Genomic DNA, 12,549 nt, shown 5'->3' on the forward strand with positions numbered 1-12,549 from the left:
CTCGACTCGCAATGACTTACGCCAAATGCGTGATCGTTTTGAGGTACTTCTTGTGAAGCCTTGCAGAGCGCCTTCGTCGGCTGCTTCACTCAAGCACATCACGCACCGGGAAATGAGGATATCGATGGCCACCGTCATTTTGGGGGCGCTCGACATCGTCGGCCTACCTGCGGAGGTGGCGCCGGCGCGGCACTGGCTCCGCAAATTGCTTGCCGACGATCATGCGGCAATCGTCGATGACGTCGTGCTCATGGCATGCGAGGCGGTGACCAATTCAATCTGCCATTCCGACTCCGGACGTCATGGCCATAACGGCGACCCTGGCACCGTCACACTCGTCGTTTCCGCGACCCGCGACATAATGCGCGTCGCGGTGACCGACGCGGGCTCACGGACCAAGGTCCCGCACGTGACCGACGACGGACCGGACGCGGTGAACGGCCGTGGTCTGCACATGATCGAGCTGCTGAGCGGCGGCCGCTGGGGCACGTCCTGCCACGACGGCGAGCGTACGGTCTGGTTCGAGGTCCCGATCGGCCGGGGCGCGTAGGGGATGGACGACGACGACCTGCTCACCCCGCGAGAAGCCGCGCGGCTGCTCGGCGTCGGCGTGCCGACTCTGGGCTGGTGGGCGCGCATCGGAGCGCTCAAGTCCGCGGTCCGCACGCCCGGCGGTCACCGTCGCTATCGCCGTACCGACGTCCTGGCGTTCCGCGAAGCCGCGGACCGCGACGCGAGCCACAGCGCAGGCGGCGCCGACCCCGAACGCGAGCGCAGGGAACAGGACGCCGTGCGCCTGTACGAGCAGGGCTGGTCGATCCGGCAGGTCGCGGCGCGCTTCGACTGCGGCTACGGCGCGATGCGCCGCATCCTGATGCGCCGTACGACCCTTCGCCCCCGGAGCGGCCGAGGTTGATGACCGGTAGGCGTCGCCGCACAAACGGTGAGCACGGATATTTGGCGGGCCCGCCGAGCGCCTTCCCCACCGGCTCAGGCGACAATTGTCCGGTTAGCCCCCGAAAGGAAGGTTCCACGTGTCCAACACCCAGGCTGCAGTGGCACGTCCGGCGGTGCTCGGCGACCTTGTCCCGGGCCGCCTCGTCCGTGACGTCGCTCTCGTCCTCGGCGCGGCCGCGTTCGTCGGCATCGCCGCGCAGATCAGTGTGCCGGTGCCGGGTACCCCGGTGCCGGTGAGCGGGCAGACGTTCGCCGTGCTGCTCTCCGGCGCCGCGCTCGGGCTGAACCGCTCGGCCATCGCGATGGCCCTGTACGCGCTCGCGGGCGCGCTCGGTGTGCCGTGGTTCGCCCCGGGCGCCCCCTCCGGCTGGCACTTCGCCTCGTTCGGCTACATCCTCGGGTTCGTACTCGCGGGCGCGGCCGTGGGCGCCCTGGCCGCGCGTGGCGGTGACCGTTCGCCGCTGCGCACCGTCCTGACGATGACGTTGGGCACGGTCCTCATCTACGCCGTCGGCGTGCCGTGGCTCATGGCCATGACCCACTCCGGCTTCGGCGCCGCCCTGTCGATGGGCGTCCGCCCGTTCCTCATCGGTGACGCGCTGAAGGTGCTGCTCGCGGCGGGCCTGCTGCCCGGCGTGTGGCGTCTCGTACGCCGCTGACGCGGCTAGGTCGGCCCGGCGGACGTCGCCGGGCCGGCAAAGCCGGGTCACTCGGAGCCCCTACTCTTCCTCCCAGTCTTCGAGAAGCTCGCGCACTTCGATAACTTCGGTCGGGACGTCTTCCGTCTGCCAGCTCGCGGCGAGGGCCTGGATCATCGGACGGTGCTCTTCGAACGTCTCGTCTCGTGCGAGGACCAGGGCGGCGGCCGCCTGGATCTCCAGCTCGGGGCAGCGGATCACGCTCAACAGGACGTCGACGGAGTTGTCGCTCCGAAACTCCCCCAGCAGATACAAGGCCTGGCTGCGCTCGCTCATCGGGACGGCTTCGTCGCACACAATGTCCCCAAGGACCTGGACGATCCGGGGGTGGGAGTGGCCGACGGACCGGAGCACGCCTCTCGCGGCGTCGAGGACCTGGTCGCGGAGCGAGTCGGCGCTCTCGAGCGAGTCGGCGAGCACGGACAGGTCGTCCTTCGCGGCGATCCTCAGCGCCGACAGGGCGGTGAGGTGGGCGGCGTGGGGACCGTACTCACGGCTGAGCTCGGGCGGGGATGGCGGCTGCCGCAGGATCTCCTGGATCAGCGTGAGGACGAGCGCCCTCGCCGGTTGCCGTGCCTCTTCGCCGCCTCGTGCGAGGGCGCCTTCCGAGTCCCACCAATGGTCCAGGGCGATGCCGACGGCAGCCACGTCGCCGCTTTCCAGCATCGTGCGCATGGCGTCGTGGTACGACTCGTCCACCGTGGGGAGGCGCAGCCTTCTGTGCGCGCGATGCAGGTCCGGGTCCTGCAGCCGGTGCCCCTCCCAGTGCACGCTGTGCGGCTTCCCGAAGACCAGGTCGACGGGGTTCTGGCCCCAGAAACGCGCCGGAGGACGCTCCTCCCAGCTTTCGGCCAGGTCTTCCATGACCGCACGGTGACGGTCCAGGCCGCCGGTCTTCGCCAGGTAGGAGACCGCGTGCACCTGCACGTCCGGCTCCCCCTCGCGGATCGCGCGCAGAAGGACGTCGTCGGCGCCCGCGCCGAGCCCGTCGGCCAGGATCCGGATGGCCGTCTCCTTGGTGCCGTGGGAAGCGGGGGACGGGTCGAAGATCACATCGCTCACCACCTCGACGAGCCGGGCGTCCGCAGCCTCGGCCTCGTTGAAGAGCCCGTACGCCATCCAGATGGCCTCATACCGGACGGCGTCGGAATCCGTCCGGCCGAGGATGTCCACCAGCAGGTCGGCGTCACCCGGTTTCGCGTGCCGCGCCCCGATCATGTGCAGTGCGCTCACCTCAGCGGGCGAGATCGGACGGCGGAGCACCTCGCGGGCGCGCTCCAGAACCTCGGGCAGGTAGGCGTCCGCCAGGTCGGAGTCGTCCAGGACGTGCCGCAGCCCCTCCCCGGATTCGTAGTGGTCGAGCGCGATGCCCACGGCGACCGGGTCGTCGCTGCGCAGCAGCGTGGTGAACGCCTCCAGGCACGTCTCGTCGGTCAGCGGGAACCGCAGCTCGTCGTGAGCGTTCCGGAGGGCCGGATCGTCCAGGTGGGCGTCCTTCCAGTACGTGCTGTGGAAGCCCACGAGCGCATCACGAACGTTCCTGGAGAAGGGGCCCGCGTCCTCTGGCCAGGAGTCGACGACCCGCTGGAGCAACTCGCGGTGCGCACGAAGCCTCTTGGGAGATGTCAACTGCCCTGCGGCGCTGACCTGGACCTTGAGGTCGCCGGACTCGGTAAGGCGGACGAAGAGTGCCTCCACCTCGGGCAGGTCGAGATCGCCCAGGGCGTGGATGGCGGAGCCGCGATCCCGCGCGTCCAGGCTCTCGTCGAGGGCGATCGCGCGGACGGCCGCCAAGAGCCGAGGGTTCGGCTTCTCCGCGTCCTCGAGAGCAGTGGATGCGGCCATCACCCCATCCTCCCGCAGCCCGGGGTCCGAGGTGGTCTCGAGAATTTCGGCGATCCGGTCGGCGTCCTCGTCTCCACCGAGGTGCCACACCATGGTGAGCGACCAGGAGAGCGCCCGATGCCGGTGCTCGTCGTCGAGCGTGGAGGACCGGTCGAGGAGGTCGCGGGCGACGAAGAGCACCTCGTCGCTCAGTGGCCGGTACGGGTTGTCCACCCCCCACCTGGTGTCCGCCTGTCCCTGCTGATAATCGCTCAGCGCATCGCACACGACACCGAGGTCGCCACTGTGCAGCCGCTGACGGAACTCCCCGAGAAACGATGCTTCATCGCCGTCCGGCAAAGAACCTCCTCCATGATCGGCTCACCAGCCTGGCAGACCCGTCTGCCCCACGTCCTCCCCGGTTTCAGGGCTCCCTTCGCTCAGCCGAAGCCGGTTCGAGTGCCGGGCCCACTGGGCAGCGCACGGCTTTGAGTAGCAGGTCCTGAAGGGTTTTCTGCTCCTCGTAGGACAGGTCGGCCGGCGGCGAGTCCTCGGACAGGATTCCGACCCGGTTTCGTCTGGGCCTCGGGTCAGGACTCGAAGTGCCGGGCCAGGTAGCCCGTGATGAGTTGTTCGGCCTCGGCGAGCAGGGCCGGGTCGCCGTCGCGTTCGATGCGGAAGGCCAGTTTCAGTACGGCGTCGGCGGCCTCGACGGCGACCGCGAGGGCACGGGAGAACTCCTCGGTGTCGGGTACCGCGAACGCCTCGACCAGGAGGGCGCGCAGGCGGTCGGCGACGACCGCGTTGTTCTCCTCGCCGTCGGCCAGGAGACGGACGTCGGCGATGTCACCGAAGCGCAGCACGCGGAAGCCGGGGACGGTGCGGTGCATGTCCACGAAGATCTCGATGACCGTGCCGACGGCGTCGTACCAGTGCGGGAAGTCGCCCTCGGCCAGGGCGCGGGCCACCCGCTCGCCGAACATCTCCAGGTTGCGCAGGGCGAGTTGCTGCGCGATCGCCCGCTTGTCGGGGAAGAACTGGTAGACCGAGCCGATCGCGACGTCCGCGCGCTGGGCGACCTTGGTCGTGGAGAGGCCGTCGTAGCCGTTCTCCTCCAGGATGTCCGCGCAGGCGTCGAGCATGCGCTGCACCCGTTCGGCGCTGCGTCGCTGAGCGGGCCGGCGCCTCAGTGCCGAGGTATCCGTCGTCACACCCACAATCATGCCTTTTCCAGTGGCACACGGGCCCCGTAGGATCCGAAACCTCCTCACATTTCCGGGAGGTCGCGATGACACCGGTACCGGGGTCGCAGTCCGAGTTCCAGTGGGGTGTCGCCACGGCGGCGTTCCAGATCGAGGGAGCGACCGGTGAGGACGGCCGGGGCGTCTCGGTCTGGGACACCTTCTGCCGCGAACCGGGACGGATCCGCGACGGCCACCAGGCCGACGTCGCCTGCGACCACTATCACCGCTGGCCCGAGGACCTCGACCTGATCGCGGGCCTGGGCGCGAACGCGTACCGGTTCTCCATCGCGTGGCCGCGCGTGCAGCCGGACGGGTCCGGGCCGGTCAACGCCAAGGGCCTGGACTTCTACGACCGGCTCGTGGACGGGCTCGCCGAGCGCGGTCTGAACGCCACGGCGACGCTGTTCCACTGGGACCTCCCCCAGCCGCTCGAGGACGCCGGCGGATGGCTGAACCGCGACACGGCCGCGCGGTTCGGCGAGTACGCCGCGACCGTCGCCGAACGGCTGGCCGACCGCGTCGCGCTGTGGATAACCCTGAACGAGCCGACGGTCGTCATGGCCTACGGCTACGCGTTCGGCGTGCACGCCCCCGGCCGGGCACTCATGCTCGGCGCGCTGCCCGTCGCGCACCACCAGCTCCTCGGGCACGGCCTTGCCGTGGAGGCGCTGCGCGGCGCCGGCGCCCGGTCGATCGGGATCACCAACAACTACACGCCCGGGCAGGCGGCGAGCGACCGGCCGGAGGACACCGCCGCCACCGAGGCGTTCGACAACCTGCTGAACTGGCAGTTCACCGACCCGATCCTGCGCGGCGGCTACCCGGACCTCGGCGCGGAGCTGCCGCACGTACGCGACGGCGACCTCGCGGCCGTCTCCGCGCCCATCGACGTCCTGGGCGTCAACTACTACAACCCCGTCGGCGTCGCGGCGCCCGCCGAGGGCGACGTGCTGCCCTTCACGATGACCGAGGTACCGGGGTCGCCGCCGGTGACCGGGATGGGCTGGCCGGTCGTCCCCGAAGCGCTCCACCGGCTGCTGACCACGCTGAAGAGCCGGTACGGCGACGCGCTCCCGCCGATCCAGATCACCGAGAGCGGCTGCTCCTACGACGAGGCGCTCGACGACCGGCCGCGCATCGACTACCTGTCCGCACACGTCGACGCCGTACGGGCCGCGATGAACGACGGCGTGGACGTGCGCGGCTACTACGTCTGGTCGCTCCTGGACAACTTCGAGTGGGCCGAGGGCTACCACCCGAGGTTCGGCCTGGTCCACGTCGACTACGCGACGCAGCGCCGGACACCGCGCGCCTCCTACGCGTGGTACCGGGACCTGATCGCCGCCTCAGGACCGGACGGCCGGCCCCGTACTGCGTCGGTACCGGCTCGGGGACATGCCGACGATACGGGAGAACGCGTGGCTGAATGAGCTCTCCGAGGCGTACCCGAGGCGCTCGGCCAGTGCGGCGACCGTCGTGTCGGATTCGCGGAGGGCCCGCGAGGCGAGGCGGACACGCCAGTGCGACAGGTAGGTGAGCGGGGGTTGGCCCGAGACCTCGCGGAACCGGTGGGCGAAATGACTGCGCGACATCCCCGCGGCCGTCGCCAGGTCGGCGAGCCCCCAGGAGCGAGCGGGGTCGGCATGCATGAGAGACACGGCCGGACGCAGTTGCGGATCCGAGAGCAGGCGAAGCCAGCCAGGGTGTGAGGCGGCGTCGCGTCGAAGGCCGATGCGAAGGACCTGGAGCAGGAGGAGCTGCGCGTGCTGATCGATGGCGAAGCGTGCGCCCGGGTGGGCACTCTCGGTCTCCTCCATGATCCGCTCGAGCAGGTGACGCATCTCCGCCGCCTCGGCGCTGGACGCGCTCGCGTGGGTCACGCTGGGCAGAGCCGAGGTGAAGAGACCCGCCGCGGCCGGATCGAGATCCACGTGCCCGCCGATGATCGCGACCTCGTCGCCGCTGCCGAGGCGGCTGCACGAATCGTTCTTCGCGGCGAGGACCTCCGTCGCCTCGGACCGTAGCCGCGGGTCGCTGCAGAGCACCGCGGAGCCGACACCGTTGAACACGACGGCGTCTCCGGCGACGAGTCGCGACGGAGGGCCGTCATCGACGATCAGCCAGCAGGAGCCCCGGACGACGGCGTCCAGCTTGACCTGGACATCGGGCTGGAACCGGAACGCCCACTCTCCACCGGCTCGGAGCTCGCCGGTGATCAGGCAGCGGGCGTCGACCAGCGCGAGCATCTCGGAGAGAGGGTCCGGCGTCATTCGCCGGACTCTAGCGCAAGAATCCACCACTCTCGAGCATTCACAGTCCGCCGCGACGCGGCCAGACTCGCCTTCGGAACAGTGAACCGCAGTAGCCGAAGGCAAGGTCCGCAATGAGGGATACCAGTTTCAAGAACGGAAGCCGCGACATCGCGGGGGTGATCCATGTTCCCGCCGACTTCGAGGAGAGCGAGAAATACGCGGCGATCGTCTGCGTCCATCCGGGAAGCAGCGTGAAAGAGCAGACGGCGGGAATCTATGCCGCGCGCATGGCGGACAAGGGATACGTGGCGCTCGCCTTTGACGCCTCCTTCCAGGGCGAGAGCGGCGGCGAGCCGAGACACGTGGAGGACCCGGCCGCCCGCGTGGAGGACATTCGATGCGCCGTCGACTTCCTGACGACGCTGAGCTATGTCGATGAAAACCGGATCGGCGTACTCGGCATCTGCGCCGGAGGTGGGTACGCGGTCAACGCGGCCATGACGGAACACCGCATCAGGGCGGTCGGCACGGTCGCGGCGGTCAACATCGGCAGAGCACGCCGGGAAGCCGGTGGTGCGGGCTCTGCGATCGAAATGCTGGAGGCGGTCGGTGAGCAGCGCACGTTGGAGGCCCGCGGAGGAGAACCACTGATCACGAACTGGATTCCCAACAGCCCGAAAGAGGCGGAGGAGGCAGGCGTCACCGGTCTCGATTCGCTCGAGGCCGTCGACTACTACCGGACTCCGCGAGGCCGGCACGAGCGGGCGTCCAATCAGCTCCGTTTCACCAGCGTGGCATCAGTGCTCGCGTTCGACGCCTTTCACCTGGTGGAAGAGCTGTTGACGCAGCCTCTGCAGATCATCGTGGGGAACAGAATCGGAGAGTTCGGTTCCTACCAGGACGGACACGAACTCTTCCAACGGGCGACCGGCGAGAAGGACCTGTTCGTCATCGATGGCGCAAGTCACTATGACCTGTACGACCGGCCCGAACACGTCGGCCAGGCCGTCGAGAAACTCGCGGCCTTCTACGGAGACAACCTCGTCGCCGCGTCAGGGCCGGGCGGTCAGCCCCGTACAGCCGCGTAGGGCGTTCCACTTGCTCAGTGCCCGCACCCGCGCGGAACCGGTGAGCAGCCGGGGCACGCCGCCGGAGATCGTCCCCGGACGCCACTGCGCCTTGAGCACCTTGCGCCCACTGAGCGTCAGCTCGAGGATCCCGGTGTCGGCGGTCTTCCCGCTGGCGGCGTAGAAGAAGAAGTTGCCCAGGCCGTAGTCGATGTAGCGGCCGTGGAAGAACCCGCCGCCCAGCGGTATGTGGGCGTGGCCGCCGACGATCACGTCGGCTCCCGCGTGGACGAGCTGGTTCGCGAGGTGCTTCTGGCGCGGCAGCGGGCAGGGCTGGAGCTCCTGACCCCAGTGCAGGTAGACGATGACCGCGTCGGCCTGCTTACGCGCCTTGCGCACCTCCTGGATCAGGCGCGGGGCGTTCTTGGCCGAGGCGAGGCCGCCCTGGGTGTTCGTGGCCGACCAGGCGCTGATCAGGTTGTCGTCGAGCACCTGCGTCGCGCCGATCACCGCGATCCGGGTGCCCTTGACCGTCGCATAGTAGGGCTTGTACGCCTCGGCGGCGTTCTTGCCGATGCCGACGACCGGGTAGCCGGACCGCTTGATCGCCGCGAGCGAGTCGGCGAGGCCCACCCGGCCGTAGTCCATCCCGTGGTTGTTGGCCATGGACACCACGTCGATGCCGGCCGCCTTGAGCGCGGTGAACGCGCTGGCGGGCGCGCGGAAGTTGTACTGCTTGGGGGCCTTCGTCCCTCGCGTGGTGATCGCCGTCTCGAGGTTGGCGATGGTGAAGTCGGCCTTCTTCAGCCACGGGATGGTCGGCCCGAGCGCGGTGCGCGGGTTGGCCAGCCGGGCGGTGAGCTGGGCGTAGAAGTGCGTGTCGCCGGCGAACGCGATGGTGATCGGCTCCTTGGCCGCCTCCACTCGCGCCGACGGCGAACCATGCGCCGACGGGGTCAGCTTCATCGGCGGCATCTTCGCGTCGCTCTTGTCGCTGCATGCCGCCGCGCCGGCCGCCAGCGTGGCCACCACGGCCACGGCGATGGGCAGCGAGAATCGCCGCATCACAGTCACCACCTTGGGGTAGATCGCACAGAATGCCACGTCCGCGCCCCTTGACGCTCCTTCGCGGCCACGTAACGTGCGGGGAAGGGCGCCGTACCAGGAGGGGCGATTTGCTGGATATTGCACGTCTTCGTGGGGAAACACCGGGTTGCGCGGAGGTTGTCCATTTCAACAACGCCGGGGCATCGCTCCAGCCACGGCCGGTACTGGACACGATCCGTGCCCACCTCGACGCCGAGGCGTTGATGGGCGGGTACGAGGCGGCCGATGCCGCCATGGACCGGCTGACCGGCGTGTACGACTCCGTGGCCCGCCTCATCGGCGCCGGTCCGGACGAGATCGCCATCACCGAGAACTCCACGCGCGCCTGGGACACGGCCTTCTACGGCATGCGCTTCCGGCCCGGCGAGCGGGTGCTCACCTCCTCCAGCGAGTACGGCAGCAACGCGATCGCGTTCCTGCACGCGGCCCGCGACCGCGGCATCAAGGTCGAGGTCCTGCCCGACGACGAGCACGGCCAGGTCTCCCTCGACGCGCTCGCCGCCACGCTGGACGACGACGTACGGCTCGTCGCGGTCAACCACGTGCCGACCCACGACGGGCTGGTCAACCCGGTCGCCGAGATCGGCCGCCTGACCCGCGCGTCGGGCGCGCTGTTCCTCGTCGACGCCTGCCAGTCCGTCGGGCAGCTCGCGGTGGACGTGAACGAGATCGGGTGTGACTTCCTGTCGGCCACGGGCCGCAAGTTCCTGCGCGGGCCGCGCGGCATGGGCTTCCTCTACGTACGGCGGGCCGCGCTGGAGGCGATCGCGCCGACCTTTCTGGACGACCGCGGCGCCGAGTGGACCGGGCCGGACTCCTACACGATGCGCGACGACGCCCGCCGGCTCGAGAGCCACGAACGGTCGGCGGCGCTCCAGCTCGGGCTCGGGGCCGCGGTGGACTACGCCCTCGCGCTCGGGCCGAAGGAGATCGAACGCCGGGTGACCGCGCTCGCGGAGACGCTGCGCGCCGCCCTCACGGAGCTGCCAGGCGTGACGGTCCACGACCGCGGCGCGCGCCGGTCGGGCATCGTGACCTTCACCCGGCAGGGCCACGCGCCGGCGGACATCGTCGCCGCACTCGCCCGGCAGAGGATCAACGTACGGCTGTCCGCGCAGAGCTACCGGTACGACGGCGGCGCCACGCCGCCGCCCCGCGTCCGCGCGTCGGTCCACTACTACAACACCGAAGAGGAGATCTCCCGGCTCGTCGCGGCCCTCTGACCGGCATCCGGGGGCTCACTCCAGGCCGTAGCACTCCCTGAGGTACGCGCCCCCTGACCTGCGGATCCGCCGTCCGGCACCCAATTCAAACCAGGATCACTCGTTGTCTTGAATGATTCAGGTTTAGTGCGTACTCTCGGTCATGTGAGGGACACGGAACACCCGCGCGGCTCCGCCGCGGAGCTGCGCCGTACGGGGCTCCGGGTGACGGCCGCCCGGCTCGCCATCCTCGACACGGTGCGCGCCGGCGACCATCTGGACGTCGACGCGGTCACCTCTCGGGTGCGCGAGCGGCTCGGCCACGTGTCGTTCCAGGCCGTCTACGAGGCCTTGCACGCGTTCACCGCGGCCGGGCTCGTACGGCGGATCGAACCTGCGGGAAGCCCGGCGCGTTTCGAGTGCCGGGTCGGAGACAACCACCATCACCTCGTCTGCCGAGAGTGCGGCCACGTCACGGACGTCGACTGCACGGCCGGGGAGGCGCCATGCCTCGAACCCGCCGATGACGCCGGATTCCTGGTGGACGAGGCGGACGTCACCTTCTGGGGTTTCTGCCCTGACTGCCGTCGGGGCACTGAGGGAGGAAGTACGCATGACTGACCAAAGGCCCATCACCACCACCGACGCCGGCATCCCGGCGCCCAGTGACCACGACTCCCTGTCGGTGGGGCCGAACGGACCGCTGCTGCTCCAGGATCACTACCTGATCCAGAAGATGGCGCAGTTCAACCGCGAGCGGGTGCCCGAGCGCGTGGTTCACGCCAAGGGTGGTGGCGCCTTCGGCTTCATGGAGATCACCGAGGACGTCAGCCAGTTCACCAAGGCGAAGCTCTTCCAGAAGGGCGCCCGTACCGACCTGCTGCTGAGGTTCTCCACGGTCGCCGGCGAGCTCGGCTTTCCCGACACGGTCCGCGACCCGCGGGGCTTCGCGCTGAAGTTCTACACCGAGGACGGCAACTACGACCTCGTCGGCAACAACACACCGGTCTTCTTCATCCGCGACCCCTCGAAGTTCTCCGACTTCATCCACTCGCAGAAGCGCCGGTCCGACAACCACCTGCACGACCACAACATGCAGTGGGACTTCTGGACCCTGCGCCCCGAGTCCGCGCACCAGGTGACCTTCCTGATGACGGACCGCGGCACGCCGTACTCCTGGCGCCACATGAACGGCTACGGCAGCCACACCTTCATGTGGATCAACGCAGCGGGCGAGAAGTTCTGGGTGAAGTACCACTTCAAGACCGACCAGGGCATCAAGAACTTCACGGACGCCGAGGCCGCCGAACAGACGGCGCTCGACCGCGACTACCACGTCCGTGACCTGAGCCAGGCCATCGACGCGGGCGAGCACCCGTCGTGGACGGTGCAGGTGCAGGTCATGCCGTTCGAGGACGCGGCCGGCTACCGGTTCAACCCGTTCGACCTGACCAAGGTCTGGCCGCACGCCGACTACCCGCCGATCACCATCGGCAGGTTCGTCCTGAACCGCAACCCGGACGACTACTTCACCCAGATCGAGCAGGCCGCGTTCGAGCCGGCCAACATGGTGCCGGGCATCGCGCCGAGCCCCGACAAGATGCTCCAGGGCCGGCTGTTCTCCTACCCGGACGCCCACCGCTACCGGATCGGCCCGAACTACCTGCAGCTGCCGGTCAACCGGCCGAAGGTGCCCGTCCACTCCTACAGCAAGGACGGCGCCATGCGGTACGAGAACCACGGCGACCCGGTGTACGCGCCGAACACCGCCGGCGGGCCGCAGGCCGACCCGTCGCTGTACGAGCATGAGAGCTACAGCGTCACCGGTGAGCTCGTCCGCGCCGCGTACACCCTGCACGCCGAGGACGACGACTACGGCCAGCCGCGCGCGCTGTACGAGAACGTCCTGTCCGACACCGACCGCGCCAACCTCGCGAGCAACATCGTCGGCCACGCCTCCCGCCCGGAGGTCACCGCCGAGATGAAGGCACGGGTCGTGGAGTACTGGCGCAACGTCGCCAAGCCCCTGGGCGACGACGTCGCCAAGGGCCTGGGCGTCAACGGTCGCTGAGACCCCACCCCCCGGAGGAAGGGGCGGCCCGCACGGCGGGCCGCCCTTTTCTTGCTCTTTACCCTTTCTGTTGGGCCACGATCACACCGCGTGACCGCTCACTTCGGGGCGAGGAGCCCGAAAAGGG

General features: G+C 69.3%; 12 protein-coding genes. 8 read left to right on the forward strand and 4 right to left on the reverse strand.

The features are described 5' to 3' along the window. Positions 1-124 precede the first annotated feature (124 nt). The 3 genes from OG417_RS00450 (at position 125) to OG417_RS00460 (ending at position 1,616) form a co-directional block, all read left to right on the forward strand. Positions 125-550 (forward strand): ATP-binding protein, encoded by a 426-nt coding sequence (locus OG417_RS00450; protein ID WP_329248017.1) that lies wholly within the window; start codon positions 125-127, stop codon positions 548-550. A 3-nt stretch (positions 551-553) separates the two neighbouring features. Then, entirely contained in the window at positions 554-916 is a 363-nt protein-coding gene (locus OG417_RS00455; RefSeq protein WP_329248020.1) for a MerR family transcriptional regulator, read from the forward strand. Positions 917-1,034: 118 nt separating this feature from the next. Next, positions 1,035-1,616 (forward strand): biotin transporter BioY, encoded by a 582-nt coding sequence (locus OG417_RS00460; RefSeq protein WP_329248023.1) that lies wholly within the window; start codon positions 1,035-1,037, stop codon positions 1,614-1,616. Positions 1,617-1,676: 60 nt separating this feature from the next. On the opposite strand, the gene OG417_RS00465 is transcribed toward OG417_RS00460, so the two are convergent. Then, the gene (locus OG417_RS00465) at positions 1,677-3,839 is read right to left on the reverse strand and encodes a hypothetical protein (protein WP_329248027.1); all 2,163 of its coding nucleotides are present in this window, start codon (positions 3,837-3,839) and stop codon (positions 1,677-1,679) included. 230 nt (positions 3,840-4,069) lie between these two features. Then, entirely contained in the window at positions 4,070-4,621 is a 552-nt protein-coding gene (locus OG417_RS00470) for a TetR/AcrR family transcriptional regulator (protein ID WP_329262053.1), read from the reverse strand. A 146-nt stretch (positions 4,622-4,767) separates the two neighbouring features. On the opposite strand from OG417_RS00470, the gene OG417_RS00475 reads away from it, so the two are divergent. Beyond that, positions 4,768-6,153, forward strand: coding sequence for a GH1 family beta-glucosidase (locus OG417_RS00475; protein ID WP_329248029.1), 1,386 nt, complete (start codon positions 4,768-4,770; stop codon positions 6,151-6,153). Here the strand turns inward: OG417_RS00475 and OG417_RS00480 are convergent. Next, positions 6,070-6,993, reverse strand: coding sequence for an AraC family transcriptional regulator (locus OG417_RS00480; RefSeq protein WP_329248032.1), 924 nt, complete (start codon positions 6,991-6,993; stop codon positions 6,070-6,072). The two genes, OG417_RS00475 and OG417_RS00480, sit on opposite strands and share 84 nt — an antisense overlap. A 113-nt stretch (positions 6,994-7,106) precedes the next feature. Between OG417_RS00480 and OG417_RS00485 the strand changes: the two genes are divergently transcribed. Continuing rightward, a complete protein-coding gene (locus OG417_RS00485) occupies positions 7,107-8,063 on the forward strand; it encodes an alpha/beta hydrolase (RefSeq protein ID WP_329248034.1) in 957 nt (318 codons plus the stop codon). Here the strand turns inward: OG417_RS00485 and OG417_RS00490 are convergent. Next, a complete protein-coding gene (locus OG417_RS00490; RefSeq protein WP_329248038.1) occupies positions 8,028-9,107 on the reverse strand; it encodes a CapA family protein in 1,080 nt (359 codons plus the stop codon). The genes OG417_RS00485 and OG417_RS00490 overlap by 36 nt on opposite strands. Before the next feature lie 110 nt (positions 9,108-9,217). Here OG417_RS00490 and OG417_RS00495 point away from each other — a divergent pair, with 110 nt between their 5' ends. The 3 genes from OG417_RS00495 (at position 9,218) to OG417_RS00505 (ending at position 12,422) form a co-directional block, all read left to right on the forward strand. Continuing rightward, on the forward strand, positions 9,218-10,372 hold the full coding sequence (locus OG417_RS00495; protein WP_329248041.1) for an aminotransferase class V-fold PLP-dependent enzyme: 1,155 nt from the start codon (positions 9,218-9,220) through the stop codon (positions 10,370-10,372). A gap of 144 nt (positions 10,373-10,516) precedes the next feature. Further along, positions 10,517-10,972, forward strand: a complete 456-nt coding sequence (locus OG417_RS00500) for a Fur family transcriptional regulator (RefSeq protein ID WP_329248043.1) — start codon at positions 10,517-10,519, stop codon at positions 10,970-10,972. Beyond that, the gene (locus tag OG417_RS00505) at positions 10,965-12,422 is read left to right on the forward strand and encodes a catalase (RefSeq protein WP_329248046.1); all 1,458 of its coding nucleotides are present in this window, start codon (positions 10,965-10,967) and stop codon (positions 12,420-12,422) included. Before OG417_RS00500 ends, OG417_RS00505 begins: the two co-directional genes overlap by 8 nt. Positions 12,423-12,549 lie beyond the last annotated feature (127 nt).

The organism is Actinoallomurus sp. NBC_01490, assembly GCF_036227085.1.
Classification (GTDB): Bacteria; Actinomycetota; Actinomycetes; order Streptosporangiales; family Streptosporangiaceae; genus Actinoallomurus; species Actinoallomurus oryzae.

Bases quoted from the DNA above. Each gene is read 5' to 3' on its own strand.
- OG417_RS00450 (WP_329248017.1), top strand. From the start codon at position 125: ATGGCCACCGTCATTTTGGGGGCGCTCGACATCGTCGGCCTACCTGCG.
- OG417_RS00455 (WP_329248020.1), top strand. From the start codon at position 554: ATGGACGACGACGACCTGCTCACCCCGCGAGAAGCCGCGCGGCTGCTC.
- OG417_RS00470 (WP_329262053.1), bottom strand. From the start codon at position 4,621: ATGCTCGACGCCTGCGCGGACATCCTGGAGGAGAACGGCTACGACGGC.
- OG417_RS00475 (WP_329248029.1), top strand. From the start codon at position 4,768: ATGACACCGGTACCGGGGTCGCAGTCCGAGTTCCAGTGGGGTGTCGCC.
- OG417_RS00480 (WP_329248032.1), bottom strand. From the start codon at position 6,993: ATGACGCCGGACCCTCTCTCCGAGATGCTCGCGCTGGTCGACGCCCGC.
- OG417_RS00485 (WP_329248034.1), top strand. From the start codon at position 7,107: ATGAGGGATACCAGTTTCAAGAACGGAAGCCGCGACATCGCGGGGGTG.
- OG417_RS00490 (WP_329248038.1), bottom strand. From the start codon at position 9,107: ATGCGGCGATTCTCGCTGCCCATCGCCGTGGCCGTGGTGGCCACGCTG.
- OG417_RS00505 (WP_329248046.1), top strand. From the start codon at position 10,965: ATGACTGACCAAAGGCCCATCACCACCACCGACGCCGGCATCCCGGCG.